Annotated in this window: 23 protein-coding genes; 12 read left to right on the forward strand and 11 right to left on the reverse strand. The window is 66.7% G+C overall.

From position 1 onward, the window contains the following. Positions 1-34: 34 nt before the first annotated feature. A complete protein-coding gene (locus tag C7R54_RS01565) occupies positions 35-796 on the reverse strand; it encodes a GntR family transcriptional regulator (RefSeq protein ID WP_129148436.1) in 762 nt (253 codons plus the stop codon). A gap of 107 nt (positions 797-903) precedes the next feature. Between C7R54_RS01565 and C7R54_RS01570 the strand changes: the two genes are divergently transcribed. From C7R54_RS01570 to C7R54_RS01580, 3 genes are read left to right on the forward strand one after another with little or no spacing between them, the layout of a single operon-like run. Beyond that, the gene (locus C7R54_RS01570; protein ID WP_129148437.1) at positions 904-1,875 is read left to right on the forward strand and encodes a Bug family tripartite tricarboxylate transporter substrate binding protein; all 972 of its coding nucleotides are present in this window, start codon (positions 904-906) and stop codon (positions 1,873-1,875) included. A gap of 49 nt (positions 1,876-1,924) precedes the next feature. Then, complete coding sequence (locus C7R54_RS01575; protein WP_129148438.1) at positions 1,925-3,289, forward strand: acyclic terpene utilization AtuA family protein; 1,365 nt, start codon at positions 1,925-1,927, stop codon at positions 3,287-3,289. A 4-nt stretch (positions 3,290-3,293) separates the two neighbouring features. Continuing rightward, entirely contained in the window at positions 3,294-3,611 is a 318-nt protein-coding gene (locus tag C7R54_RS01580) for a DUF4387 domain-containing protein (RefSeq protein WP_129148439.1), read from the forward strand. A gap of 78 nt (positions 3,612-3,689) precedes the next feature. On the opposite strand, the gene C7R54_RS28775 is transcribed toward C7R54_RS01580, so the two are convergent. Further along, a complete protein-coding gene (locus tag C7R54_RS28775; RefSeq protein WP_158021123.1) occupies positions 3,690-4,613 on the reverse strand; it encodes a bestrophin family protein in 924 nt (307 codons plus the stop codon). A gap of 238 nt (positions 4,614-4,851) precedes the next feature. Between C7R54_RS28775 and C7R54_RS28780 the strand changes: the two genes are divergently transcribed. The 3 genes from C7R54_RS28780 to C7R54_RS01595 all read left to right on the forward strand — a co-directional run bounded on the left by C7R54_RS28780 (position 4,852) and on the right by C7R54_RS01595 (position 8,815). Next, the gene (locus tag C7R54_RS28780; protein ID WP_158021124.1) at positions 4,852-5,301 is read left to right on the forward strand and encodes a hypothetical protein; all 450 of its coding nucleotides are present in this window, start codon (positions 4,852-4,854) and stop codon (positions 5,299-5,301) included. Between the two features lie 133 nt (positions 5,302-5,434). Next, the gene (locus C7R54_RS01590; RefSeq protein WP_129148441.1) at positions 5,435-7,633 is read left to right on the forward strand and encodes a TonB-dependent receptor; all 2,199 of its coding nucleotides are present in this window, start codon (positions 5,435-5,437) and stop codon (positions 7,631-7,633) included. Positions 7,634-8,191: 558 nt separating this feature from the next. Continuing rightward, positions 8,192-8,815, forward strand: a complete 624-nt coding sequence (locus C7R54_RS01595) for a C40 family peptidase (RefSeq protein ID WP_129148442.1) — start codon at positions 8,192-8,194, stop codon at positions 8,813-8,815. Between the two features lie 253 nt (positions 8,816-9,068). Here the strand turns inward: C7R54_RS01595 and C7R54_RS01600 are convergent, their stop codons facing one another. Continuing rightward, a complete protein-coding gene (locus C7R54_RS01600; protein ID WP_129148443.1) occupies positions 9,069-9,842 on the reverse strand; it encodes an SDR family oxidoreductase in 774 nt (257 codons plus the stop codon). A 92-nt stretch (positions 9,843-9,934) separates the two neighbouring features. Here C7R54_RS01600 and gmk point away from each other — a divergent pair, with 92 nt between their 5' ends. From gmk to C7R54_RS01615, 3 genes are all read left to right on the forward strand, one after another. After that, the gene (gene gmk / locus C7R54_RS01605) at positions 9,935-10,567 is read left to right on the forward strand and encodes a guanylate kinase (protein ID WP_129148444.1); all 633 of its coding nucleotides are present in this window, start codon (positions 9,935-9,937) and stop codon (positions 10,565-10,567) included. A gap of 83 nt (positions 10,568-10,650) precedes the next feature. Then, a complete protein-coding gene (rpoZ, locus tag C7R54_RS01610) occupies positions 10,651-10,854 on the forward strand; it encodes a DNA-directed RNA polymerase subunit omega (RefSeq protein ID WP_094853940.1) in 204 nt (67 codons plus the stop codon). 22 nt (positions 10,855-10,876) lie between these two features. Then, positions 10,877-13,174 (forward strand): RelA/SpoT family protein, encoded by a 2,298-nt coding sequence (locus tag C7R54_RS01615; protein WP_129148445.1) that lies wholly within the window; start codon positions 10,877-10,879, stop codon positions 13,172-13,174. On the opposite strand, the gene C7R54_RS01620 is transcribed toward C7R54_RS01615, so the two are convergent. Next, on the reverse strand, positions 13,171-13,914 hold the full coding sequence (locus tag C7R54_RS01620; protein ID WP_129148446.1) for an ArsR/SmtB family transcription factor: 744 nt from the start codon (positions 13,912-13,914) through the stop codon (positions 13,171-13,173). The genes C7R54_RS01615 and C7R54_RS01620 overlap by 4 nt on opposite strands. Before the next feature lie 136 nt (positions 13,915-14,050). On the opposite strand from C7R54_RS01620, the gene C7R54_RS01625 reads away from it, so the two are divergent. Beyond that, positions 14,051-15,742 carry an MFS transporter gene (locus C7R54_RS01625; RefSeq protein ID WP_129148447.1) on the forward strand — a complete coding sequence of 564 codons (1,692 nt, stop codon included), beginning with the start codon at positions 14,051-14,053 and terminating at the stop codon, positions 15,740-15,742. Between the two features lie 140 nt (positions 15,743-15,882). Here C7R54_RS01625 and glnQ read toward each other — a convergent pair whose 3' ends face one another. The 4 genes from glnQ to C7R54_RS01645 form a co-directional block, all read right to left on the reverse strand. Next, positions 15,883-16,611, reverse strand: coding sequence for a glutamine ABC transporter ATP-binding protein GlnQ (gene glnQ, locus C7R54_RS01630; protein ID WP_129148448.1), 729 nt, complete (start codon positions 16,609-16,611; stop codon positions 15,883-15,885). Next, the gene (gene glnP, locus C7R54_RS01635) at positions 16,608-17,267 is read right to left on the reverse strand and encodes a glutamine ABC transporter permease GlnP (protein WP_129148449.1); all 660 of its coding nucleotides are present in this window, start codon (positions 17,265-17,267) and stop codon (positions 16,608-16,610) included. The genes glnQ and glnP overlap by 4 nt, the downstream gene beginning before the upstream one ends. 164 nt (positions 17,268-17,431) lie before the next feature. Continuing rightward, entirely contained in the window at positions 17,432-18,187 is a 756-nt protein-coding gene (glnH, locus tag C7R54_RS01640) for a glutamine ABC transporter substrate-binding protein GlnH (RefSeq protein ID WP_129148450.1), read from the reverse strand. A 194-nt stretch (positions 18,188-18,381) separates the two neighbouring features. Continuing rightward, positions 18,382-22,005, reverse strand: coding sequence for a hydantoinase B/oxoprolinase family protein (locus C7R54_RS01645; RefSeq protein ID WP_129148451.1), 3,624 nt, complete (start codon positions 22,003-22,005; stop codon positions 18,382-18,384). Positions 22,006-22,266: 261 nt separating this feature from the next. Between C7R54_RS01645 and C7R54_RS01650 the strand changes: the two genes are divergently transcribed. Together C7R54_RS01650 and C7R54_RS01655 are read left to right on the forward strand one after the other, a co-directional pair. Next, on the forward strand, positions 22,267-22,959 hold the full coding sequence (locus tag C7R54_RS01650) for a helix-turn-helix transcriptional regulator (protein WP_129148452.1): 693 nt from the start codon (positions 22,267-22,269) through the stop codon (positions 22,957-22,959). Positions 22,960-23,218: 259 nt separating this feature from the next. After that, a complete protein-coding gene (locus tag C7R54_RS01655; protein ID WP_129148453.1) occupies positions 23,219-23,587 on the forward strand; it encodes a VOC family protein in 369 nt (122 codons plus the stop codon). Between the two features lie 108 nt (positions 23,588-23,695). Here the strand turns inward: C7R54_RS01655 and C7R54_RS01660 are convergent, their stop codons facing one another. The 3 genes from C7R54_RS01660 to holB form a co-directional block, all read right to left on the reverse strand. After that, entirely contained in the window at positions 23,696-24,562 is an 867-nt protein-coding gene (locus tag C7R54_RS01660; RefSeq protein WP_129148454.1) for an ankyrin repeat domain-containing protein, read from the reverse strand. Positions 24,563-24,662: 100 nt separating this feature from the next. Then, positions 24,663-25,433, reverse strand: coding sequence for a TatD family hydrolase (locus tag C7R54_RS01665; RefSeq protein WP_129148455.1), 771 nt, complete (start codon positions 25,431-25,433; stop codon positions 24,663-24,665). A gap of 138 nt (positions 25,434-25,571) precedes the next feature. Next, positions 25,572-26,693, reverse strand: coding sequence for a DNA polymerase III subunit delta' (gene holB, locus C7R54_RS01670; RefSeq protein WP_129148456.1), 1,122 nt, complete (start codon positions 26,691-26,693; stop codon positions 25,572-25,574). Positions 26,694-26,723: the final 30 nt, after the last annotated feature.

Here is a 26,723-nt window from a genome sequence, read left to right on the forward strand (position 1 = left end):
GGCGACACTGGCGTCGCCCCGTCGGCACGCCCCGCTACACTCCCCCGGGCGCCAGCCCGCGCTGCACGCGAAAGCTGGTGACGTAGCTGGACCGCTCGGTCGGATAGATACCGATACTGGCCTGCGCGACCTTGTCCTGCGCATCCAGGTGATGACGCACGATCTTCAATGCGGATGCGCCGACGCATGACTGCAGCATTGCCGCCTGTGCCTCGTCCAGGGTGACGGCCGTCACCTCCTGCCGGATCTCCACCACACGCACGCCATAACGCTGCTCGATCATGGAAAAGATCGGCTGCGTCGACGCCTCGATATCTTCGACCACCGCGCTGTAGACAGGCGGAATATAGGCGCAGACCAGGGCAATGGGCACGGAGTCGCCCCGCACCATGCGCAGCGTCCTCACTTCCGTCCAATGCTGCCCACAGGCACAGCGCAGCAACGCCGCCCATGCTTCGTCGGCAATGAGCTCGCGCGTATCGGTCACCTGCAGATAAGTCGCCTCGACGACCTGCAGCAGATCCTGGATCGTGCTCACGCCGTGGATGAAACGCTGGTCTCCCGAACTGGCGCGCACGCGCGTGCCGATACCCGAATGCGAGGACAGCAAGCCCCGCGCTTTCAGTTCTCGCAGCGCTTCGCGCACTGTGTGGCGGCTGACACCGAATTGCTTCATCAACTCCGCCTCGGCGGGCAAGGTCTCCCCGACGGGATAGCGGCCGCTCTCGATATCGGCCGCTATCGCGGACGCGATCACCGCGTAGCGGGACTGCCGCGGGCTGGAAACAGACGACATCGAGGTTTTTTCCTGTCTTGACGATAGGCGAAATCTTACCGTAGACTAAGCTGTCCGTACATTTGAATGACCAGACAAAAACAACGGACCGCCCCCAAGGAGGAGACATGAAAACAAGGCTATTGCATCGCCTGTGGGCTTGCGTGCTGACGGCGGCCGCCGCCGGACCCGTGGCCGCGGCGCCCTACCCCGACCAACCGGTGCACCTAATCGTCGCCTTTGCGCCGGGTACCGGCAGCGACGCGCTGTCGCGCCTGCTCGCGCATTCCATGGAAGGTCCGCTGGGACAGAGCATCATCGTGGAGAACCGGCCGGGCGGCGGCGGCATCCTGGGCACCGACTACGTGGCCCGCGCCAACCCCGACGGCTACACTCTGACCACCGGCACGACCAGCACCCTCCTGACCAATCCGCTGCTCAACAGCAACGCCCGCTACAAGGTCGAAAAGGACTTCCGCGCCATCCGCGGCCTGGCCCGGTCCGCCTTCGTCATCGTGACGGCGAACACACCGCAAGCCCCCCAGACCCTGCAAGCGCTGGCGGCGCGCCTGAAGGCGGGCAACGCCACCTACGCCAGCTCCGGCATGGGAACCATCGTGCACCTGACCGGCGAGCGCTTCGTGCGGACGGTCGGCGCGCACGCCACGCATGTTCCGTACAAAGGATCGGCCCAATCGCTGTCCGACGTCGCCGCCGGCGTCACGCTCTTTTCCGCCGAGACCACGGCGGCGGCGCTACCGCTGATCCGAGGCGGCAAGTTGCGCGCGCTGGCCGTCACCTCGGAGACCCGGACCCCGGAGCTGCCCGACGTCCCCACGGTGATCGAAGGCGGCTATCCAGGCTTCACCTCCTATTCCTGGTTTGCCCTGATGGCGCCCGCCGGCACGCCGGACAGCGTCGTCGCCAAGCTCGACGCCTCCGCGCAAGCCGCGCTGGGCACGCCCAAGATGCTGCAACAGTTGAAAACGCTGGGGTTCGAGCCGATGCCGCTGGGCCCGGACCAGACCGCGGCCTTCATTTCCAAGGAGTCGGTCTTCTGGACGGACTTCCTGCAAAAGACCGGTATTCGCCTCGAATAGCGCGCGGACAGCGCGTGCTCGCGAGTCCGCCCCACATCATGGAGAACGCATGGAAGAGTTGAAAATCGTGGCCCTTAATGGATGCCTTGGCTACGGCTACGAAGTCAAGAGCCTGGAGGCCGGGTTGGCCCTGGCGCCGGCGATGGTAGGCGGCGACGCCGGCTCCACCGACGCCGGTCCTTATTATCTTGGGTCGGGCACTGCGTTGGTCAAGCGCGAGCAGGTCCGACGCGACCTGGGACAGGCGTTGATCCGTGCCCGCGCGGCGCGGGTTCCGCTGGTCATCGGCTCGGCCGGCATGGCTGGCGGAGAACCCAATCTGCAATGGGTGCGCGAGATCCTCGTGGGGATCGCTCGCGAGGAAGGCCTGCATTTCAAGCTCGCCACGATCCATGCCGAAATCAACAAGACGCGGGTGCGCGATGCCTTGCGCGACGGAGCGATCACGCCGATGGACGATGTCCCGCCCTTGACCGAGGACGCCGTCATGGGCAGCGCGCGCATCGTGGGCCAAATGGGCACCGAGCCCTTTGCCCGCGCGCTGGCCGCCGGCGCCGACGTCGTCCTGGCGGGCCGGTCCTGCGACACGGCCATCTATGCCGCGCTGCCCATCGCCCGCGGCTACGATCCCGGGCTGGCGCTGCACATGGCGAAGATCATGGAATGCGGCGCCCAGTGCGGCATTCCGCTGGCGCCGAACGACAGCCTGCTGGGCGTCATCCGGAAGGACCACTTCCTGGTCCGGCCACTGGCGGAAAACCGTATCTGCACGCCCGATTCGGTGGCGGCCCACACCATGTACGAACAAGGGGACCCGCTGACCATCCACGAGCCCGAGGGCCGCGTGGACCTGTCCGAGGCCGAATTCGAACAGGTCGACCGCCAGACGGTGCGGGTCCATGGATCGAAATTCATTCCCACGCCGCGATATCGCATCAAGCTGGAAGGCGCCCGGCTGCTCGGATACCGGGCCTTCACCATCGCGGGCGTGCGCGACGCCGCGGTTATCCAGAACCTGGACGTCATCGCGGACACGGTCCGCGCGGCGGTCCGGCGTAACCTCCACAAAGGCATCGCGGACGGCCACTTCAATCTCGAATTCCGCTACTACGGTCGCGACGCGGTGCTGGGAGACCTGGAGCCGCTGCGCCACATCCCTCCGCGCGAAGTGGGCGTGCTGATCGAAGTGGTCGCGGCAGACCAATTGACCGCCAACTACGTCCTGTCCCTGGCGCGGTCGTCCTTCCTGCATTGCCCCTTTGAAGGCCGCAAGACGACGGCGGGCAACCTGGCCTTCCCCTTCTCGCCCTCCGACACGGCCGCGGGCGAAGTCTACGAATTCAGCGTCTATCACCTGATGGACGTAAACGACGCCGACACCTCCTTGTTCTCCATCGACTACGAACAGGTCTGACGCCATGCCAACGCTCCAAACCCTGGCTGACGTTCTTCGCAGCAAGAACGCCGGTCCGTTTCAAATCACGATAGACATCATGTTCGAGCAGGAAGACGCCTACCGGCGCGTACTGGCGTCCGGCATGTTGACGCCGGCCAACATCGCGCCCCTCTATCGGATAGAGGCCGCGCAGGTCCGCGTCATTCCCTTCGATCGGGTGCGCGCCATCAAGGTCACGCTGCCGCGCCGCTGGGGGTCGAACGGCAGCGGGTCCAGTTTCGACCGCGACGTCTACGGCGCCCAGCAGCATGGACCGTTGGCGGAACTGGAAATCGCCTGACGGCACGGGACGGCGGCAGACACGGACGCAACGTATCCCGCCCGCCGCTTGGCGCCGCCGCTCGCGGGCCGAATCCGCTCAACGCAAACGGAAGTTCAAATCCGGCATCAAGCGCGGCGGCATGTCCTTCGCGTCCACCGCCTGGCGTACGGCGCGCTCCGCATCGATGGACATCGACGTCAGCGCCAGGTCGTTGGGCTCCTCGCCGAACGGATCCTCCAGCTCGCTGGCGATGGCGTGCCAGGCCAGGAAGGCGTACGCGATGAACACGGAGATCACCGGCGTTGCCAGGCCTATGCTGCCGATCAGGCCGAACGGCAGCAGCGCGCAATAGAAATAGGTCGTGCGATGCAGCAGCACGTCGTAGGCATAAGGCAAGGGCGTGCCGCGGATGCGCTCGCAGCCGCCGAGCACGGCATTCAAGGCATCCAGCTTGCGCAGTCCCGACTCCAGCATGATGTCGCCATAGCGACCTTGCCGGTGCCAGGCGACCAGTTGCCGCTGCAGGCATTCCAGCACGTACTGCGGCCGGCAGTCGCGGCGCAGGATCTGGTCGACCTCGTTCTCATCGAGCAGGCGCACCAGGCTGGGCCGCGGATCGGTGTCGCGCAGCTGGTGCTTGAGCGCATAGATGAAAGCCACCATCAGGTTCAGCACGCGCGCGACCTGCGGGTCGTCCTTGTGCAGGTCCGGAACCGTAATCACGAAGCGCGCGAAATCGCGCGCCTGGTTCTTCATGCCGCCCCACAGCGTGCGGGCTTCCCAATAGCGCGAGTAGCAGGCGTTATTGCGAAAGCTGACGAAGATCGCCAACGCCACGCCAATCAGGGAAAACGGCACGGGATTCAAGTGCGGGAAGAAATGCGAGGCATGTGAGGAGCCCCACACCGCCAGCACGCCCAGCAGGAAGTTGACGAGCAGCGGCGCAAGGACGCGATGCAGCACCGACCCGTGCCAGGCGAACAGCATCAGGAACCAGGTAGTCTTGGGACGAACAATCATGAGGGAACACCCGCGCGAGCAGCCGGTAGGACACCAGCCCGCGAGCATTTTAGGACTGCGCCCGCCGACGACCACGCCCATGGGCGTGGTTTTTTTCGAGCACAGCGCGCCTGGAGGGCGTTTTTGCGACGCGCTGTACTCTGTCCGCCTCGCAGGCCACACATTGAATTTGAAATAATATATCATTACGAAAAATTCATCGCCGCAAGGCGCCGCGCTGCGCGAAGACCAACCCCGCATGAAGCCCCACAGCCATCGTTCACCCCAGCTCGCGCGCTGCCACGCAGCGCTGCTGGCGTGGGCGGTGCTGATGCTGGTGCTGACACCGGTAGGGGCCACGCTGCATGCCATCACCCACTTGGGCGCCGCGCCGCTACGCGTGCTGGCCGCGGCTTCCGGCGTCCTCGGCGCGAGCCCGGGCGTACAAGCCGCCATCCCGGCCGCCCTTGATCCCGCCACCGACGGCAAGGGAGACGAAGATGGCCGTGGCGCCGACGCCCACTGCCACACTTGCGACGAATGGCAGGTCCTCGACCACGTCCTGACACCGGCGCCCTTGCTGGCGCTGCCGCCGCCGACCTTTCTCCCCCACATCGACCACGCGCAGCGCCCCGTCCTGCTCGCGCGCGCGCCCTGGATCCTGCCGCGCGCGCCGCCGCCAGTGCGCGCGCTGCCCGCCAGCGCCTGACCTTCTGCGTTTCGCCTCCAGCGTTTCGCCCCCTGCGTTTCGCTTATTGACGCCCGCGCCTCGCGCCGCCGCTCCGCGCGCGGCATGCAAGCGCCCGCGTCACGCCCGTCACTCTTACCTCGCGGATCCACGCATGTCCTTCGTGCCCTTCCCCGCGCGCGCCGCATCGGCGCGCCGTTCTCCTCGTTCGTCGTCGACTTCCCGCCGCGCCGGCGGCCTTGCCCTGACACCGCTTACGCCCCTTGCGCTGGCGCTTTGCTGCATCGCGCCCAGCACCTGGGCGCAGCAGGCGCCCGCCGCCGGCGACAATGCCGCCCAGGCCAGCCAGTCAGCGCCCGTGTCCACATCCGGCGCCTCCAACGACACCTTCACCACCCTGGCGCCGGTCATCATCACCGGCAACCCGCTCGGCAACGAGGCGCTGACCTCGCCGTCGTCCATACTGGAGGGCAAGCAGCTCGACCTGCGCCGCGAAGGCACGCTGGGGCAGACGCTCAATGGCCTGCCCGGCGTCTCGACCACCACCTACGGTCCCATGGTCGGACGCCCCATCATCCGCGGGCTGGACGGCGACCGCATCCGCATCATGAATAACGGCCTGGGCTCGGTCGACGCGTCCTCGCTATCGTTCGACCATGCGGTGCCGATGGACCCCATCAGCGCCGACCGCATCGAAGTCATCCGCGGTCCGGCCGCCCTGCTGTATGGCGGCAACGCCGTCGGCGGCGTCGTCAATGTGCTCGACGACCGCATTCCCACCGACCCGGTCAACGGCATCCACGGCACCGCCCAGGGCGACTGGGGCGGCGCCAACAACGATCGCACCGGCGCCGTGCAGGTGGAAGGCGGCGATGGCAAGTTCGCCATCCGCGCCGACGCCTATACCCGCAACACCAGCGAGTTGCGTATTCCCGGCTATGCCTGGTCGAGCCACATACGCGGCCAGGACGGCGATGCCGGCAACGGCCCGCGCGATCGCCTGCCCAACAGCGACGGCAGCGTGCACGGCGGGGGCGTAGGCATGTCCTGGACCGGCGATAGCGCTTACGCCGGCTTGTCCTATAGCGGCTACGACTCGGACTACGGCTCCGTGGCCGAAGACAGCGTGCGCCTGAAGATGCGCCAGCAACGCTTCGGCGCCAGCGGCGAGGTCCGCGACCTGGACGGTTTCTTCCGCAGCCTGAAAGCGGATTTCGCGTATACCGACTACCAGCACAAGGAAGTGGACGACGGCGAAACCGGCACGATCTTCAAGAACCACGGCTACGAAGCCCGCATCGAAGCGCGCCACCGCGACTTCGGACCGGTCAGCGGATCGATGGGCCTGCAGATCAGCCAGACCACTTTCTCCGCGCTGGGCGACGAGGCGCTGGTGCCCTCCACCGACACCAGCAACTTCGCGCTCTTCGACCTGGAGCAGTGGAAAGTAAACGACCGGCTGACGCTAAGCGCGGGCGGCCGCGTGGAGTACACGCGCCTGTCGCCATCAGCGGGCGGCAACGACCGCTTCCTGGATGCCTCCAAGCGCGACTTCACGGCCACCAGCTTCGCGCTGGGCGCCATCTACAAGCTGGACAGCCGCTGGTCCGTCGCGGCCAACGCCGCCTACACCGAGCGGGCGCCGACCTTCTATGAGCTCTACGCCAACGGACCGCACGAGGCGACTGGCCAATACCTCATCGGCAACCCGAACCTGAACAAGGAGCGTTCCTTCTCCGGCGACCTGGGCCTGCGCTACGAAAACGGTCCCAACAAGAGCAACTTCGGCGTCTTCTACACTCACTTCCGCAACTACATCACGGAAATGAACACCGGCCTGTACGCCGACGACGACGGCAACATCGTGCCGGCGAACACGGATGACGCCTTGTCGCAGGCGGTCTACCGCGCCGCGCCCGCCGACTTCTACGGTTTCGAGGCAAGCACGACCATGCGGGTGCTGGAACGCGGCGCCCACAAGCTGGACCTGAACCTGTCCGGCGACTACACGCACGCGCGCAACAGCGACACCGGCGAACCCCTGCCCCGTATTCCGCCGCTGCGCCTGGGCATGGGGCTGGATTACGCCTATGGTCCCTGGGGCGCCGGCGTGTCCATCACCAAGGCGTTCGCCCAGCACCGGCGTCCGGACGACGATACGTCCACCGCGGGCTACTACCGCCTGGACGCCAACGCCAGCTATGCCTTCAAGGTGGGCCAGACGCAGTGGCTGGCGTATGTGCGCGGCATCAACCTGACCAATCAGGAAATCCGGTACGCGACATCCGTGCTGCGGGACGTGGCGCCGGAAGGCGGGCGGGCCGTCATGGTCGGGCTGCGCGCCAGCTTCTAGGTAACAAGACGCTGCAATATAACCGGGCGCTATGTACAGGCGTTATTGGCGGCGCTTAGCCGCCAATACGCGCGCCTGGGACGATTTATGGGGATCGGCCGGAAATACCCACGCCGATCACGGTGTATGGCAGGAATTACACGCGCGCCGGAAACAATCTGACAAATTGGTTAACCCGCGCTCGGGTTTTTCATGACAATCCGGCCCCTTTTTGTCATCCTTTTGTCAGAACATACGCGGGAAATCCCTGAAGTACGCAGAATAAGAATATAAGCGTAACAATCTTTCATTGGTATATAATTCGCCCACTTAGTGAACTCGTATCGGCTGCATAGGCCGAATTCATCGCGATTCACGTCTCGTGCCTGACTGCGTATGTACGCTCTCCGGGCGCTCTCCAGAGTACCCAGCAGCATTCGAGTACCTCTGCAGTATCAGGCAGCACCCCCGGCAGTACCCCAGCAGTACCCCCTTGAGCAGTACCCAGAATTCAGTACCTTCGCCGGCTTGAACGTTGTTGAAGCCACGCCATTACCACTCATTTTCCAAAGTGAAGTTATGACGCCGCCGACGAGACGAGCATTTTTTCCCTCTCTTTTCACCGCCGCCTGCCTATCCATCGCCGCCCTGGCCGCGATGCCCGCCGCCGCCAATGCGATGATCGTTACCGACGCGCTCGGTAATCTTCAGGGTCTGTCCCCGAATAACATTCCCACCGTCCCCACCCTGCGCGACCGCGTCGTCGAAGCGGGCCTGGACGCGATCGGCACGCCCTACAGCTGGGGCGGCGATGGCTCGGACGGCGGTTTCGACTGCAGCGGCCTGGTGGCCTACGTCTACAAGGAAGTCGCCGGGGTCGCGCTGCCGCATCACGCGGCCTCCCAACGCGATGAAGGCAAGCCCATCAGCGTCGCGCAACTGCAGCCGGGCGACCTGGTCTTCTTCGGCAGCACCACCACCTCCCGCAAGGGCAAGGGCAAGAAAGCCCGCAAGGTGGTCAGCTACCGCACGTCCCATGTCGGCATCTATATCGGCGACAACCAGTTCGTGCATGCGCCGACCAGCGGTTCCAGCGTGCGTATCGACGACCTGGATGCCAGCTACTGGGCCAAGCACTTCAACGGCGCCCGTCGCTACCTGAAGCCGGCCGAGACGCCGCAAGTCCATCTGGCGAATAAATAAAAGTACCCCCCCTACCGCGCGGAGCGCGGCCCCCCCAAGGGGGGCGGCACTGGCGGACCGGCAAAGCCGGCTCCGCGGTGCCCTCGATCTGGTTTGGGTTCTTTAGATGGAACCGCGCGGAGCGCGGGCCCCGAAGGGGCGCAGCCCGCGACGCCCCATCCCTGGTGCCCGTGAAGAGAAGGTCCGATTTCATCGAAATCGGACTTTTTCTTTTGGGCCGGGGGCCCGCCGACCAACAAGCGGCCGTTCCCGCCTAGCCTCGCCCGAGGAAAGGCATGTTGGTCGCCATGATGGTCATGAACTGCACGTTGGCGTCCAGCGGCAGCGCGGCCATGGAGGCTACCGCATTGGCCACGTGCTGCACGTCCATGCGCGGTTCGGCGCGCGTGGTGTGGTCCGGCTGCAGGACGCCCTTGACCATCCGGTCGGTCATTTCCGTGGCGGCATTGCCGATATCGATCTGGCCGCAGGCGATGTTGTACTGCCGCGTATCCAGCGAAATCGATTTGGTCAGCCCCGTGACCGCATGCTTGGTCGACGTGTAGGCGATCGAATAGGGACGCGGCGCGTGGGCGGAGATCGAACCGTTGTTGATGATGCGCCCGCCCTGCGGCTGCTGCGCCTTCATGATGCGGATGGCCGCCTGCGCGCACAGGAACATGCCCGTCAGGTTGGTGTCGACCACGCTGCGCCAGACATCCACCGGCAAGTCCTCGATGGGCACCGCCGGCGCACCTCGTCCGGCATTGTTGAACAGCACGTCCAGGCGGCCGCAACGGGCCTGGACCAGCTCGAACAGATCCCGCACGGAGGCTTCCACGCAGACGTCGGTGGGCACCGCGATGGCCCGCGCCGCCGCCGCGCCGGCGGCCACGCGCGTTTCCTCCAGCGCATCGGCCCGGCGTCCGGCCAGCACCACCTGGTAGCCCTCGGCCAGCAGTTGCAGCGCCACGGCGCGGCCGATGCCGCTGCCCGCTCCCGTCACCACCGCCACCTTGCCGCTGCCCCGCCCGTTATTCGCTTGCATTCAAAGCCTCCTTGGAAGATTGCGCGATCCTACTCCCCCGAAAGGCGATTTGGTATCCTTCGCGTCTCGGCACACCCCGCTCCCCTATCGCCATGTCTCCTACCTACGGCAACGTCTTCATGGTTGTCGCGCCCAGCGGCGCCGGCAAATCCAGCCTGGTCAGCGCCCTGCTCAAGCAGGACCCGTCCATCAGCCTGTCCATTTCCTGCACCACCCGCGCGCCGCGTCCCGGCGAAGCCGACGGACGCGAATACCGCTTCGTCTCGCAGGACGAATTCATGCGCCTGCGCGACCAGGACGCGCTGCTGGAATGGGCGGAAGTGCATGGCAATTACTATGGCACGCCGCGCGACCGCATCGACGAAGCCACGCGGCTGGGCCGCGACGTGCTGCTGGAAATCGACTGGCAGGGCGCGCGCCAGGTGCGTCAGCGCTTTCCCTCGGCCATCGGGATCTTCATCCTGCCCCCCTCCATCGAGGAACTGGAAGCGCGCCTGAAGGCACGCGGCCAGGACGAGCCGCAGGTCATCGCCCGCCGCCTGCTGGCCGCCGGCGGGGAAATCGCGCACGCGCCCGAGTGCGAATATGTTATTATTAATCAAGAATTTAGCGTGGCCTTGCTGCAACTTGTGCAAATCGTCAGCGCGGCCCGCTTGCGATTTTCATCGCAAGCCGTCCGACATGCCCAGTTGTTCTCGCAATTAGGCATTTCAGCGCCACACTAAAAAAGACGCCCGACTGCCGCGTTACGCCCTCACGAGCGACGCGGTTTTCATTGTTTCCACGCATTGCCAGCCCCAGGTGACTCATGGCCCGTATTACCGTTGAAGATTGTCTGAACCAGATTCCCAACCGTTTCACGTTGACCCTGGCCGCCACGTACCGTGCGCGCGAACTGGCGCAGGGCCATGCGCCGCGCCTGGACAGCAAGGACAAGCCCACCGTGACCGCCCTGCGCGAGATCGCCTCCGGCCTGACCGGCACCGAAATGCTGCGCAAAGTCCCCACCTGATCTCGAACCGGGAGTGGCTCGCATGGCATTTCCCGGACTGAAGTACGCTTCTACCGGCCTGCTCGCCGCGCTACGCGCGGGTTCCCGCCTGGGACGCAGGCCTGGCAAGAAGAACAGCAAGATCCCGCCCTCGCCCGCCGAGGCGGCTGCCCAGGAGGCAGCCGATGCGCCGGCATCGCCCGTAGCGTCCCTGGCGCCGCTGACCGAAATCATCAGCGGCTACCTGGACAAGAAGGACGTCGAGCGCGTGCGCGAGGCCTACCGCTTCGCCGACCAGGCCCACCTCGGGCAATTCCGCGCCAGCGGCGCGCCGTACATCTCCCATCCCATCGCCGTCACGGAAATCTGTGCCGGCTGGAAGCTCGACGCCAACGCGCTGTCGGCAGCGCTGCTGCACGATGTCATCGAGGACCAGGGCGTCACCAAGACCGAGTTGGCGGAACGCTTCAACCCTGAAGTCGCCGAACTGGTCGACGGCTTGTCCAAGCTGGACCGGCTGGATTTCGCCACCAAGGCCGAGCAGCAGGCCGAAAGCTTCCGCAAAATGCTGCTGGCGATGGCGCGCGATGTACGCGTCATCCTCATCAAGCTGGCCGATCGCGTACATAACATGCGCACGCTGGACGCAGTGACGCCCGACAAGCGCCGCCGCATCGCGCGCGAAACGCTGGATATCTACGCGCCCATCGCCCACCGCCTGGGCCTGAACCTGCTCTTCCGCGAGTTGCAGGACCTGTGCTTCGCGGCCATGTATCCCAACCGCTACCAGGTGCTGTACAAGGCCGTGCTGGCCGCACGCGGCAACCGGCGCGAAGTGATAGGCAAGATCGCCGACTCGGTACGCGCGGCGCTGCCGGCCGCGGGCATCGAAGCCGAAGTGACCGGCCGCGAGAAAACGCTGTACGGCATCTATCGCAAGATGGTCGACCAGAAGAAGACCTTCTCCGAGGTGCTGGACATCTACGGCTTTCGCGTCATCGTGCATACGCTGCCGGAATGCTATCTGGCCCTTGGCACGCTGCACCAGCTCTACCGGCCGGTACCCGGCAAGTTCAAGGACTACATCGCCATTCCCAAGGTGAACGGCTACCAGTCCCTGCACACCACGCTGGTCGGCCCCTACGGTACGCCGGTCGAGTTCCAGTTCCGCACGCGCGACATGCATCATGTGGCCGAGGACGGCGTGGCCTCGCACTGGCTGTACAAGGGCGCCGACGTGTCGCTCAACGATTTGCAGAAGCGCACGCACCAATGGTTGCAGTCCCTGCTGGACATCCAGAGCCAGAACAGCGACTCGGGCGAGTTCCTCGAACACGTCAAGGTGGACCTGTTCCCCGATGCGGTCTATGTCTTCACGCCGCACGGCAAGATCATTTCCCTGCCGCGCGGGGCCACGCCGGTGGACTTCGCCTACGCCATCCACACCGACATCGGCAACCAGGCCGTGGCCGCCAAGGTCAATAACGAGTTCGTGCCGCTGCGCACCGAACTGGCCAGCGGCGATACGGTGGAGATCGTGACGTCGCCGGCGTCCCGGCCGAACGCGCAGTGGCTGAACTACGTGCGCACCGGCCGCGCGCGGTCGGAGATCCGCCACTACCTGCGCACGGTCAAGTACGCCGAGTCGGTGGTGTTCGGCGAACGCCTGCTGACCCAGGCCTTGCAGGAACTGCATCTGCAATTGCCCTCGCCGGACGATCCCAGTTGGGAAAAGCTGGCCCGCAGCACCGGCGCCGCGTCGCGCGACGAAATCCTGGCCGACATCGGCCTGGGCAAGCGCCTGGCCGCCGTGGTGGCGCGCCGCTTCGCGCCCGAGCACGACCTGGTGGCCACCACGGCGGGCGTCGTCGACGAAATCACCGCGGCCCGTGCCGCGCCCATCCTCATCCAGGGCAACGAAGGCCAGGCCGTGCAGCTGGCGCCCTGCTGCGGTCCCCTGCCCGGCGACGCCATCATCGCCGGCATGCGGCTGGGCCATGGGCTGGTGGTACATACCGCCGACTGTCCCGTGGCCGCGCGGCAGCGCACGCGCGAACCGGAGCGCTGGATCAATGTGGCCTGGGACGCCCAGACCGCCAAGCACCTGTCGACGCGCCTGGATATCGTCACGCGCAACGAGCGTGGCGTGCTGGGACGCCTGGCCGCGGAGATCACGGCCACGGACGCCAATATCGTGCATGTCACCATGCACGACGATGCGGTATCGACGGTGTCCTTGCACCTGACGGTGCAGGTGGACAGCCGCAAGCACCTGGCGCAGGTCATCCGCGCCATTCGCCACGTGCCGCAGGTGCAGAAGATAGTCCGAGTGAAGGGCTAGGCGGGCTGGCGGCCAGGGCCGGCAGCGGTTCCCGCGCCGTCCAGGCCCAGGCCGGGCGCGATGCCCAGGGCATCGCGCAGCCCCGTCCAACCCAGCGGCGTCACCTGCACGGCGCGCGAATCCCGGTGTCGGCGCAACCATCCTTTTTCGCACAGCAAGGCGGTAAAACGTACGCCCAGGGGACCGGCCAGATGATGTTGCCGCTCGGTCCAGTCCAGGCAGGCGCGCGCCAGGCCACGCGGCGTGGGCGCGATGGCCGTGACGTCCAATCCCATGTCGGCGAACCAGGCGGCGCCCGCGGGCGTGACGTCCAGCCGCTTGCCCTGCGCGGCCACCAGGCAGCCTCGCGCCAGCAGCGCCTGCGTGACGGCCACGCCCACGCTGCCGGCCAGGTGGTCGTAGCAACAACGGGCGAATTGCAGGGCTTGCGCATCGCGTCCAAGCGGCTTGCGCCGCACCGTCGTGACGGGAATGATGGCTGCCAGGTGCTCCAGCGCAACGGCCACGTGCGGGCCGGCCAATCGGTAGTAGCGGTGCCGGCCTTCGGTCTCGACGGCCAGCAGGCGGCCGCCCAGCAGCTTGCCCAGATGCGAACTGGCCGTCTGCGGCGTCACTGCGGCGGCATACGCCAGTTCGCCGGCAGGACGCGCGCGGCCGTCCGTCAGCAGCATGAGCATGGCGGCGCGCGCCGGGTCCGCGATCAAATGTGCGACGCGGGCAATGTCCGGTTCGGTATCCATTCCGGGTTCCTCCAGCGATCTCCTATGACGAGCCCACGATAGCACCGCGTTCTCGCCGCATGATTCGACGGCTGTCGAATCATCGGTGGCGCCGCGTTTCCTAGACTTGTTCCCGACGGCTCTTCAAGGAAACGCCATGCGAGGCCCTGCTGCTTCCGATCCCCCCCTGCCCCTGCCCCGCTCGCGGGCATCGTCCGCCTCCCCGCCCGCATCGTGCGCCGCGGAGAAGTCCGACATTCGCCGTGCCCGCCATGCCCTGATGGCCACCAGCGTCAGCTATGTCATCGTCATCCTGGACACGTCCATCGTGAACGTGGCGCTGAACAAGCTCGCCAGCGCATTCGGCGTGGGCATCGACAGCCTGCAATGGGTGGTCAACGCCTACACGCTGATGTTCGCGAGCCTGTTGCTTACCGGCGGCGCGCTGGGCGACCGCTGGGGCGCGCGCCGGGTCTATCTCGCCGGACTCGTCACGTTCATGCTGGCATCGTCGGGATGCGCCGTGGCCGGCACGCTTGCCTGGCTGGTCGGCGCACGCGCCCTGCAGGGCATCGGCGCGGCGCTATTGGTGCCCTGCTCGCTCAAGCTCATCCACCAGGCCTGCCCCGCCCCGGGACAACGCGCTCGGGCCATCGGGATATGGGCCGGCCTGGGCGGCGTGGCCATGGCCGCCGGCCCGCTGATCGGCGGCCTGCTGATGCAATGGCTGGATTGGCGCGCGCTGTTCCTGGTCAATGTGCCGATCTGCCTGGCGGGTATCGCCATGGCGCATCGCATCGCGCCGGCCTCGGCGCCAGCCGCCTCCGTCCCTGCCGGTTCGGTCCCCACCGCGCCGACTCTTGAGCCGGGCCGTGCGTCGGACGGTGCGTCGGACCACGCGCCGGGCTGCGTTCAGGATCCCGCGCCGAAGCTGGCGCCGGCAACCGCCGCTATCCCTCCCACGCCCTTGGACCTGGTGGGTCTTGCCTGCGGCGTGCTGGCGCTGGGCACGACCATAGGCATCCTGATCGAAGGCCGGGTCCTTGGCTGGATGTCGCCCTCCATCCTCATCGGCGCGGCCGCGGCGGCTGCCGCCTGGGCGACCCTGTTTCGCGTCGAGGCTCGGCATGCCGCGCCCATGCTGCCGCCGAGCTTGTTCCGCAATCGGCTGTTCTCGGCGTCGGTCCACCTTTCGCTGGTGTCCGCCTTTGCGTTCTATGGCCTGTTGTTCGTGATCAGCCTTTATTACCAGCAGGCGCGCGGCTACACGCCGCTACAGGCCGGGCTGGCGCTGCTGCCCATGACCGCGATGGTGGGCATCGGCAATATGAGCGCGAGTGCGCTGACCGCACGCTATGGCCGCAAATGGCCCACGATTGCCGCGCTGGCCGGCTACGCCGCCGGCGCGACAGGGTTCGGCCTGGCCCTGTCGGCGGCAGCCGTCCCACCTGCCACGTCCGCCCCGGGGCCTGCCGTGTCCGCCATGGCGTCCGCCGCGTCCGCCATTGCATCCGCCACGTGCGCCGCCGGGTCTACCGTACTGACCTTATGCTCCCTGCTGGTCATCGGCCTGGCCGCCGGCGTGATCACGCCGCTGGCCACCGCCCCCGCGCTGGAAACCGTCGCGCAGGCAAAGGCCGGCATGGCGGCCGCCGTGCTCAACACCGGCCGGCAGGCCGGCGCGGCGCTGGGCGTTGCCATCTTCGGCGCCATCCTGGGCGCGGTCGAGCCGGTCGAAACCGGCATGCGGATGGCATTGGGCGTGGTGGTGATGGCCTGCCTTACCGCGATCCCGGTATGGTCGCTGTCGCTAAAGGCAGGTCATGCTGGAGCGACGACCCAGGACTGAGGCGATGCACCAAGGGCGAAGCGACGCGCCTGGACCAGGGCGATGCGCCCGGCCGGACGCAGCCCAAAGCTTAAAGTTCAAAGTTCAAAGTTCAGAGCCCGGGCCCCATGGCCCAGGACTCAGGCCCCAGGCCCCGGGACTCAGCTGACATGCTGCAGGAAGTCCCGCAAACGCTGGCTGGGCGGATTGGACAACAACTCCTGCGGCGGCCCATCATGCGCCACCCGACCGCCGTCAATGAAAATCAGGCGGCTGCCGACCTTGCGCGCGAATTCCATCTCGTGCGTCACGACCACCATGGTCATGCCCTCTTCCGCGAGATCGCGCATGACCTTGAGCACCTCGTGCCGCAGCTCCGGATCCAGCGCCGAGGTCGGCTCGTCGAACAGCATCAGCTTGGGCTTGATGGCCAGCGCGCGCGCGATGGCCACCCGCTGCTGTTGCCCGCCGGACAGTTCGGAAGGATAGTGCCCCATGCGCTCCGACAGCCCGACCTTGGCCAGCAGGGCCTCCGCTTCGGCGCGCGCCTCGTCGCGCGACATCCCGCGCGTATGGATGGGCCCGAACATGACGTTCTCCAGCGCGGTCAGCTGGGGAAACAGATTGAACTGCTGGAACACCATGCCCGCCTCGCGGCGGATTTCGCGGACCTCCGCCGGCGTGCCCTTCACGCTCAAGCCATCGACCAGCAGCTCGCCACCTTCGATGGTCTCCAGCACGTTGATACAGCGCAGGAACGTCGACTTTCCGGAACCCGACGGCCCCACGACCACCACGACCTCGCCGGTATCGATATTCAGGTTGATATCGCGCAGCACGGTCGATTCACCGAACTTCTTGGAGACATTCTGGAACTCGACCATGCTCATAGTATGCGCATCCTCTTCTCGGCGATCCGCAGGGCCAGCGCGATCAGGCCCGTGAGGATCAGGTAAATGACGGCCACGGCGGACCAGATTTCAACCGCGCGGAAATTGCTGGCCATGATCTCCTGCCCCTGCCGCGTCAGCTCGGCCACGCCGATCACGATGAACAAGGACGAATCCTTGAGGCTGATGATGCACTGGTTGCCCAGCGGCGGAATCATGCGACGCACGGCCACCGGCCCGATGATGTGCGTCAGGATCTTGTGGAAAGGCAGGCCCATCGCCTGGCCTGCTTCGCGCAGGCCCTTGCTGACCGACAATAGCGCGCCGCGGACGATTTCCGCGATATAGGCGCCCGAGTTGATCATCAGCGTGCAGATGGCCGCCCATTCGGCGTCCACGCGCAAGCCGTCGATCAGCAGGGGCAAGGCGAAATAGATGAACATCACTTGCACGACGATAGGCGTGCCGCGTATTACCGCCACATAGACCTGGGCGATGGCGGCCAGCACCATGCCGCCGTAGGCGCGCGCAACCCCCGCGAGCCCTCCCAGGATGAAGCCGCCAAGCAGGCCCCAGAAGGTGATCTTGACGGTCATCAGCGTCCCGTCAAGCAGATTGGGCAAGGCCGCCCAGATGACGGAGCTATCGAAATTCACAGGCATCCCCATGGAAAGCGCCCAGGCCGAGTCGCTCCGCCCACGCAGGATCGTGGACGAAGCGTCGACGGCGAACGCCGGAGCTGAAATGAAACCACCGCGGTCCAGCAAGGAACGTCAGGCACCGGCATGGCGGCGGTGGCGCGTCGGGCAAGGCAGGAAACTCAGGGCTTCTTGCCGAACCACTTCGTGTAGATGGCGTCGTACTGGCCATTGGACTTGAGCGTCGCCAAGGCCTTGTTGACCTGCGGCACCAGCTCGCTGCCCTTGGGGAAGGCAATGCCATAGAACTCCCCGCTTTTCACGTTGCCCGCCACCTTGACCCGGCCCTTGCCGGCGGTGTTGGCGTAATACAGCACATTGGGCGTGTCGTGCACCGCGGCATCGACGCGGCCCGTCGCCAGTTCCAGGTAGGCGTTGTCGATGTTGGGAAACAGCTTGAGCTTGGCGCCGGGCACCTGGGCCTTGAGGAAGTCCACGGTCGACGTGCCCGTCTTGACCGCGACGCTCTTGCCGCTCAGGTCTTGCGCCGTCTTGATGTCGTTGTTCTTCTCGCCGACCAGGATGGTCAGGCCGCTCTCGTAGTAGGGATCGGAAAAATCGATGACCTGCTTGCGGTCGTCACGGATGGTGATGCCCGCCAGCGCCACGTCGAGGTTGCGGGTCTGCAGGCCGGGGATGATGCCGTTGAAGTCCATGGGCTGCAGCTTGTAGTCCAGGTGCAGTTCCTTGGCGATGGCCGCCCATAACTCTATGTCGAAACCCGTATAGGTATTGCCCTGCTTGAACTCGAACGGCACGAAGGCGGTATCGGTCGCGACCACGAGTTGCTTGCCAGACTGCGCGCTGGCCGGCGTGGCCGCGGCCAGCCATGTGAAGGACAGCACGGCCAGGGCAGCGGCGATTTTTCGTTTTAGCATGGGGTAAACCTCCTTGTTGGGGGGACGGGGCGCAGCCCGGAGAACGGCGCCGATAGGAGCGCCGCGGAAGGGCCACAGCCGATTGATCTTAACTCAGGTGCCCGGCTGAGTGACCTTTTTGCCCATACGGATCCACGGAAGCGGAAATTTCCTCAACTAAGTAGGATCCGGCCGTCAACCCCCCGTAAAACGCGCTAAGCCGCCCCGTAACCTCCTCCTCCAGGCGTTTCCACCACGAACACATCGCCCGGCTTGAGAACCACGCTATCCTGGGCCGCGAGCGGCTGGATGGCGCCGTCGGCGCGCTCGACGTAGTTGCGGCCCATCTGGGCGGGCGCGCCGCCTTGCAGGCCGAAAGGCGCGTGCAAGCGGTTGTTCGAGAGTATCGCCGCCGTCATTTCCTCCAGGAAGCGCAGCTTGCGCACGCCGCCGTCGCCGCCGCGCCACCGTCCCGCCCCGCCGGACCCATGGCGGATTCCGTAGGACTCCAGCCGCACCGGGAACCGAAGTTCCAGCACCTCGGGATCGGTCAGCCGCGAATTGGTCATGTGCGCCTGCACCACGGACTGCCCATGGAAACCGTGCGCCGTGTCCTCCGGCGCATCGATGCGCGACGGCCCCGCGCCCGTGCCCCCGGCGATGGTCTCGTAGTACTGGTAGCGCGCATTGCCGAAGGTCAGGTTGTTCATCGTCCCCTGGCTGGCCGCCAGCACGCCCAGCGCGCCGAACAGCGCATTGACGATGCACATCGAGGTTTCCACGTTGCCGGCCACCACCGAAGCGGGCGACCGCGGCCGCAGCATCGAGCCTTCCGGCACGATGATGCGTATGGGCTTGAGGCAGCCGGAGTTCAACGGAATGGCGTCGTCGACCAACGTGCGGAAGACATACAGCACGGCCGCCATCGAGATCGCCGCGGGTGCGTTGAAGTTGTTCTCCAGTTGCGCCGACGTGCCCGTGAAGTCCACGACCGCGCTGCGGGCGGACCGATCCACCGTCACCGCCACGCGTATGACCGCGCCGTTATCCAGCGGATACGTATAGCGTCCATCCTTCAGCACCGAGATCACCCGGCGCACGGCCTCTTCCGCGTTGTCCTGCACGTGCCCCATGTAGGCGCGCACGACGTCCAGGCCGAAGTGATCGCACATGGCGAGCAGCTCGCGCACGCCTTTTTCGTTGGCGGCGATCTGCGCGTGCATGTCCGCGATATTCTGGTCCGGGTTGCGGGCGGGCCATTTGCCGGACGACAGGATCCGCCGCGCCTCCGCTTCGCGGAACTCGCCGTTGCGCACCAGCTGGAAATTGGTGAACAGCACGCCCTCGTCTTCCACCGTGCGCGAATCGGGCGGCATGGAGCCCGGCGTGGTGCCGCCGATGTCGGCATGATGGCCGCGCGAGCCGACGAAAAATAGCAGCTCGTCGCCGGCGCGGTCGAACACCGGCGTGATGACCGTGACGTCGGGCAAGTGCGTGCCGCCATGATAGGGATCGTTGACCACATAGGCGTCGCCGGGCTGCATGCGGCCGGCGTTGGCGTTCATCACCGTCTTGATCGATTCGCCCATGGACCCCAGGTGCACCGGCATATGCGGCGCATTGGCGACCAGGTTGCCTTGCGCATCGAAGATGGCGCAGGAAAAATCCAGCCGCTCCTTGATGTTCACCGAATACGCCGTGTTCTGCAGCCGGTAGCCCATCTGCTCGGCGATGGACATGAACAGGTTGTTGAATACTTCCAGCATCACCGGATCGGCCTGCGTGCCGATCGCGCGCCGTTGCGGCCGCTGCGCCACGCGCTTGAGCACCAGGTGGTCCAGCGGCGTGACTTCGGCCTGCCAACCGGCTTCGACGACAGTGGTCTGGTTCTGCTCGGAAATGATGGCCGGACCCGCGATGACATGTCCCGGCCCCATGTCCGCACGGACATACAGCGGCGTGTCGTGCCAGGCCCCGGCGCTGTACATGCGCACGACCTGGCGCACGCGCGGCACGGCATCGGCGTGGGGCGCAACCGGCGTCTCGATGGCGGCCGCGCCGCCGCCGGTGGCGGCCACGGAGATGGTCTCCACCACCAGGTCGCGGCCGGGCATCAGGAAGGAATAGCGCTGGCGGTAGGCTGCCTCGAAATCCGCGCGCACCCCAGCCAGCGACGCGAACGGCACTTCCAGCGCGGTGTCGGTGCCGCGGTACTTGAGGTGCAGGCGCCGCTGCACCGTGATATCGGCGTCAGCCACGTGCTGGCGCCGCAACTCGGCCGTAGCGGCCGCCGCCAGCTCGTCCAGCTCGGCCGCCAGGCGCGGCATCAAGCCGGCGTCGAGCACCTGCTCCACGGTCTTCTGCCGCATCTCGGCCTGGTCGGCCAGGCCCATGCCATAGGCGGACAGCACGCCGCCCAGGGGATGGGCGTACACCGTCGTCATGCCCAGGGCGTCGGCCACCAGGCAGGCGTGCTGGCCGCCCGCGCCGCCGAAGACGGTCAGCGCGTACTCCGTCACGTCGTGGCCCCGCTGCACCGAGATGCGCTTGATGGCCTCGGCCATATTGCCCACCGCGATTTCCAGGAAGCCTTCCGCCAGGGCCTCCGGCGACATCGCGCGGCCCGTCTCTTCCGCGATCCGCGCCGCCATGCGGGCGAAACCCTCGACGACGGCGTCCCGGTCCAGCGGCTGGCGCGCATCGGGGCCGAATACCTTGGGGAAGAAGTCGGGCTGGATCTTGCCCAGCAGCACATTGCAGTCGGTCACCGCCAGGGGACCGCCGCGCCGGTAGCAAGCCGGCCCCGGATTGGCGCCCGCCGAGTCCGGACCGACGCGCAGGCGTGCGCCGTCGAAGGACAGGATGGAACCGCCGCCGGCGGCGACGGTGTGGATACTCATCATGGGGGCGCGCATGCGGACGCCCGCCACCTGGGTTTCGAATTCGCGCTCGAACTCGCCGGCGTAGTGCGACACGTCGGTGGACGTGCCGCCCATGTCGAACCCGATGACCTTGCCGTAGCCCGCCTGCTCGCTGGTGCGCACCATGCCGACGATACCGCCGGCGGGGCCGGACAGGATGGCGTCCTTGCCACGGAAACGATAGGCGTCGGTCAGGCCGCCGCTGGACTGCATGAACATCAGCCGGATGCCGGGCAATTCGCTGGCCACCTGCTCCACATAGCGCTTGAGGATGGGCGAGAGATAGGCGTCGACCACGGTCGTGTCGCCGCGCGACACGAACTTGATCAAGGGGCTGACTTCGTGGGACACCGAGACCTGGGCAAAGCCGGCCTCGCGCGCCAGCTCGGCGGCGCGGCGCTCGTGCGCGGGATTGCGCCAGGCATGCATGAAGACGATGGCCACCGCGCGCAGCCCGCGCCCGGCGCAGGCGCGCAGTTCCTCGGCCAGCGCCGCTTCATCGAGCGGCGCGACCATCGCGCCGTCCGCGCCGACGCGCTCGTCGGCCTCGATCACGGATTCGTACAGCATTTCAGGCAGGACGACATTGCGCTCGAACAGGCGCGGACGGTTCTGGTAAGCGATGCGCAGACCGTCCCGAAACCCCCGCGTGGTAACCAGCAAGGTGCGCTCGCCCTTGCGTTCCAGCAGCGCATTGGTGGCGACGGTGGTCCCCATCTTGACGCACTCGACCTGCTCGGCCGGGACCGGCTGCCCCGGGGCCAGGCCCAGCAAGGCGCGTATGCCCGCCACGGCGGCGTCGCGATACTGCTCCGGATTTTCCGAGAGCATCTTGATGGTGGTGGTGCTGCCGTCGGGACGACGGCCCACGATGTCGGTGAACGTGCCTCCACGATCGACCCAGAACTGCCACTTCATATGGTTCCCCTTGACGGATGACGGCGCCCGCACGCCACCGCGGAGCAACTAGGGAGCGAGGCGTATCAGGGCATGGCAACAGGCAGAGGATGCTAATAATTTGTCGATAAATTATCAACGAACTATTTTTTATAACGGGTGATCAACGGCACGGCGATACACCCGCCTGCGCGGATCTGGCAGCATACTGGGCGTATCGCCTTTGCCGTATCGGCCTTCCCCTATCTACCTTCCATCCCCCCTTCCGTCCGCTTGCCGACCATGTCCCGCGCCGAACGATTGCTTGAATTGATGCAGAGCCTGCGCCGCCACCGCCGCCCGGTCAGCGGCCAGGCGCTGGCCGCCGAGCTGGGCATCAGCCTGCGCACCCTGTATCGGGACATCGCCAGCCTGCAGGCGCAAGGCGCCCGCATCGAAGGCGAGCCGGGGCTGGGATATGTGTTGCAGCCGGGCTTCCTGCTGCCGCCGCTGATGTTTTCCGCGGGCGAGCTGGAGGCCTTGATGCTGGGCGCCCGCTGGGTCATGAAGCGTACGGATACGGAGCTGGCGCGCGATGCGCAAAACGCGCTGGCCAAGGTCTCGGCGGTGCTGCCCGCCGATCTGCGCCAGTCGCTGCATGACAGCACGCTGCTGGTCGGCCCCGCCGCTACGCTGGCGGACGGACAGGATTACCTGCCCCTGTTGCGCCAGGCCATCCGCAAGGAGCGCAAGGTGAGCATCCGCTACCGCGACCAACAGGGGCGCGATAGCGATCGCGTCATCTGGCCATTCGCCCTGGGCTACTTCGAGCGCGTACGCATGCTGGCCGCCTGGTGCGAACGGCGCCAGGCGCTGCGCCATTTCCGGGTCGACCGGATCACGGCGCTGACGCCCGGCGAGGAACGCTATCCGGCGCGGCGGCTCGCGTTGCTCAAGCAGTGGCGGGAAGAAACGGGCATCCCGGCCACGCCCTGAAGTGGCCGGGGCTCGGGGCTGGCTCGTTCCGGGGCGGGAAAGGCGGCGGCGGATAAGAAACGAACCAGCGGGCGAGCCGGGGCGGACAAAGGTCTCGACGAGGGTGTCGACAAGGGGCCGACTAAGGTCCGACAGTCCGACAGCCCGACAAACACTACTGCCAAAAATTGACAGTGCCTGCCCCTACCATGGCGGCTCCCTGGACACGATCGGCCCGATGGGCGGGCCGGCCCGGATCCAGTCCTTCAAGGTAGCCACCATGACCCACCCCAACCACATCATTCTCTACGTCGAAGATGCCGCGCAAAGCGCGCGCTTCTATGCGCAGCTGCTGGACAAGCCGGCCATCGAGGCCATGCCAACCTTCGCGCTGTTCCTGCTGGACGGCGGCCTGAAACTGGGCCTGTGGACGCGCCAGGCCGTCATTCCCGCCGCCACGCCGGTGGGCGGCAGCGAAATCGGCTTCACCCTGCCGGACGACGCGGCGGTCGACGCCACCTACGCGCGCTGGACTAAGCTGGGCCTGAAGATCCTGCAAACGCCGCAAAAGGTGGACTTCGGCTATACCTTCACGGCGCAGGACCCGGATGGTCATCGGCTGCGGGCGTATCACGTCTTCGCCGATTGACGCCAGCGTCGAAGCCGACAATCCGGGCCCGCGCCGGCTACCCGGATCTACCGCCTCCCTTCCCGTCGGCGCCGTGCCGGCGCCTTCGGGACGTCCGGTCACCCGGCTTCAGGGCTTGGGAGGATCGTCGTAGGAGTTCAGCCTGACGCCGGAGACACCGCCCAACGAGGGGCCGTCCTTGCCGGGCGCTTGCTGCGCGGACTGCTCGGACTGCGCGCGCGGCGCGGCATCGGGCGGCGTCGCGGCGACGCCGGCGGGTTGCGCGCCATCGCCCGCCGGCGGCGATGACGACGCACGCGACGGTTGATGGTTCTTCGCCACCTGCTCAAGCCACTGGGCCAGCGCTTCCTGCTTCGCCGAACGGGCCCAGGCGGCGGCGTCCAGGCCGGCCAGGCTGCGATTGGTCGGATCCGCCCCGGCATCGAGCAGCAACTGCGCCATTTCCCGGCTGCCGGACCGGCCGGCCATCATCAAGGGCGTGGTGCCGTCGGGTCCCGGCGCATTGACGATGGCCTGTTTGGACAGCAAGAGCTTGGCGGTTTCCAGCTGCCCCGTGGAAGCCGCATAGTGCAGCGGCGTCCAGCCCAGGCGGTTGACCTGGGCGCCGCGCGCGATCAGCGCCTCCGCACGCCGGATCTCGCCCTTGAGCGCCAGGTACATGAGCGGGGTTTCGTCGCTACCGTTGGTGGCGTTCACATCGGTGCGGCGGTCCGCCGCCAGCAGGTCGAACACGTCCCAGGCGCCATCGCGCACGGCCTGCATGAGCGCGGGCTGCCCACGGTTCTTCTGGTTCGGGTTCCACCCGGACGCCAGCAGCGCCTTCATCTCGCCGACATTGTCGTTGGCGACATAGATCCAGGCGTCCGCGGGGCGGGCCGCCTGGGCCGGGGGCGCGGCGGAGAAGGCGCAAGCCAGGGTCAGGCCCAGGCCGGCAAGCGCGCGGTCCACGCGGTAGGAAGTACGGTAGCGGTTCATGCGCGGTGTCCTCCGGCGGTACGGGCGCCGCCCATATCACTCAGCAATCGGCTTCAAATAATTTACTTTAAATACTTTACTTTAAATAATTTACTTTAGCTTATTTGACTATCTTATTGAATAATTTGAAGAAATTTTCCGTCGATGCGCGCGCGACCTCGGCAACGGGTATCCCCTTCAGGTCAGCGATCTTCTCCGCCACATGTATCACCTTGGACGGATCGTTGAGCTTGCCACGATACGGCACGGGCGCCAGGTAGGGCGAATCGGTTTCGATCAAGAGGCGATCCAGCGGCACCTTGGCCGCCACTTCATGCAGCTGCGTGGCGTTCTTGAACGTGACGATGCCGGACAGCGAAATATAGAAATCGAGGTCGATGGCGGCCTGCGCCACGTCCCAGGTCTCGGTGAAGCAGTGCATCACGCCACCGGCCTCGGCCGCGCTCTCCTCGCGCATCAGCTTGAGCGTGTCCTCGGCGGAGCTGCGCGTGTGGATGATCAGCGGCAGGCCGGTCTCGCGCGCGGCGCGAATATGGGTGCGGAAGCGGTTGCGCTGCCAGTCCAGCGGTTCGCTCAAGCGGTAGTAATCCAGCCCGGTCTCGCCGATCGCCACGACCTTGGGGTCCTGGGACAGCTCGGCCAGCTCGTCGGCGGTGGGCTCGTGCGTGTCCTCGTAGTCGGGATGCACGCCCACCGACGCCCACAGGTTTCGATGCGGCGCGACCATGTCCATCAGCCCCCGCCACTCCGGCAGGTTGACGCTGACGACCAGGGCATGCGTCACCTGGTTGGCCGCCATGCGATCGAGAATGGCGGGCAGATCGGCCGCCAGTTCGGGGAAGTTCAGGTGACAGTGCGAATCGACGTACATGTTCGAGGATAAAACGTGAATGGAGCGCGGTCCGGCCGCGCCGTATCTATCGCGCGGCGCGCAAAGCGCGCCGGCGGGGCGCCCCGCTGCAAGCGCCGGGCCACAAGACGCCCTGGCTGGGCGGACTGGACCGGCCGGTCAAGCCTGGCAGGATAGCACCACGCGCTGCAACGCAGCATGGGCGAACAGCTTGGCGTTCAGCGGATGCCCGGCCAGGCCGCGCTGGCGCGTCAGCCAACGCGCGGTCTCGGCCAGCCTGGCCGGCGCCGCGCGGGCGGCCGTGCGCGCCACCGGCTCGGCCAGGCCGGGAAAATAGCGGGGCGCCGCGCCGGCTCCGGCCAACATGAGGTCGACATACAGCCTTTGCAAGGCATCTATCCACTGCGCGGCGGGCAATTTTTCCAATTGATCGGCCAGCACGCCCACATCGCTGCCCTTGCCATTGGCCAAGGGGAGCAGCAATTGCTCCAGCCACGCGGGACAGGCGGCCTCGCCCGACTGCGCCAGGCGCAAGGCGCCCAGCGGCGCGCCGCCGGCCGCGGCCAGCCAGTCGCCGGCATCGTCGATGCCTTGCGCCTGCAACCAGGCACGGGCCGCTGAAGGCGCGGGCGTCGGCAGCGGCAGGCGGCGGCAGCGCGACAGCAGCGTAGGCAGCAGGCGGTCGGGCGCATCGGCCACGAGCAGGAAGATGGTATGCGGCGGCGGCTCTTCCAGCACCTTGAGCAAGGCGTTGGCGGATACCACGTTCATGGCTTGCGCCGGATAGATCAGCGCCACCCGCCAGCCGCCACGGTGCGTGGCGGTGTTGAACCAGGACTCCAGCGCGCGCAACTGGTCGATACGGATTTCCTTGGACGGCGCGCGCTTGGCCGCGCCCCCGCCAGCCGCCGGTTCGCCGGCGTCCTCGCCCGCTTCGGCGGCGGCTTCGGCGCCTTCTTCCAGGGCCACCGCCTCCGGCCGCACCCGGCGCAGGTCCGGATGATTGCCGGCCGCCACCCAGGTGCAGGCGTGGCAGGCGCCGCAGGCCAGGCCGTCTTGTGGCGCTTCGCACAGCAGGCTGGCCGCCGCGGCGGCCGCGAACTGCAATTTGCCGATACCGGCCAGGCCGTGGACCAGCCAGGCGTGGGCGAAGCGTTCGCGCTGCCGCAGCCAGTTCCGCGCGATCTCCTCCTGCCATGGCAGGAAGCGCGCGATGTTCGCGGACTTGGCCTCGGCTGGGGCCGCGCCGGCCGCCGTGGCGGCCTGTCGGGTCGCGGTCATGATGGTTTACCTCCGTGCCGCGCGCCGCGG

This window comes from Achromobacter aloeverae, assembly GCF_004121055.1.
Classification (GTDB): domain Bacteria; phylum Pseudomonadota; class Gammaproteobacteria; order Burkholderiales; family Burkholderiaceae_B; genus Bordetella_C; species Bordetella_C aloeverae.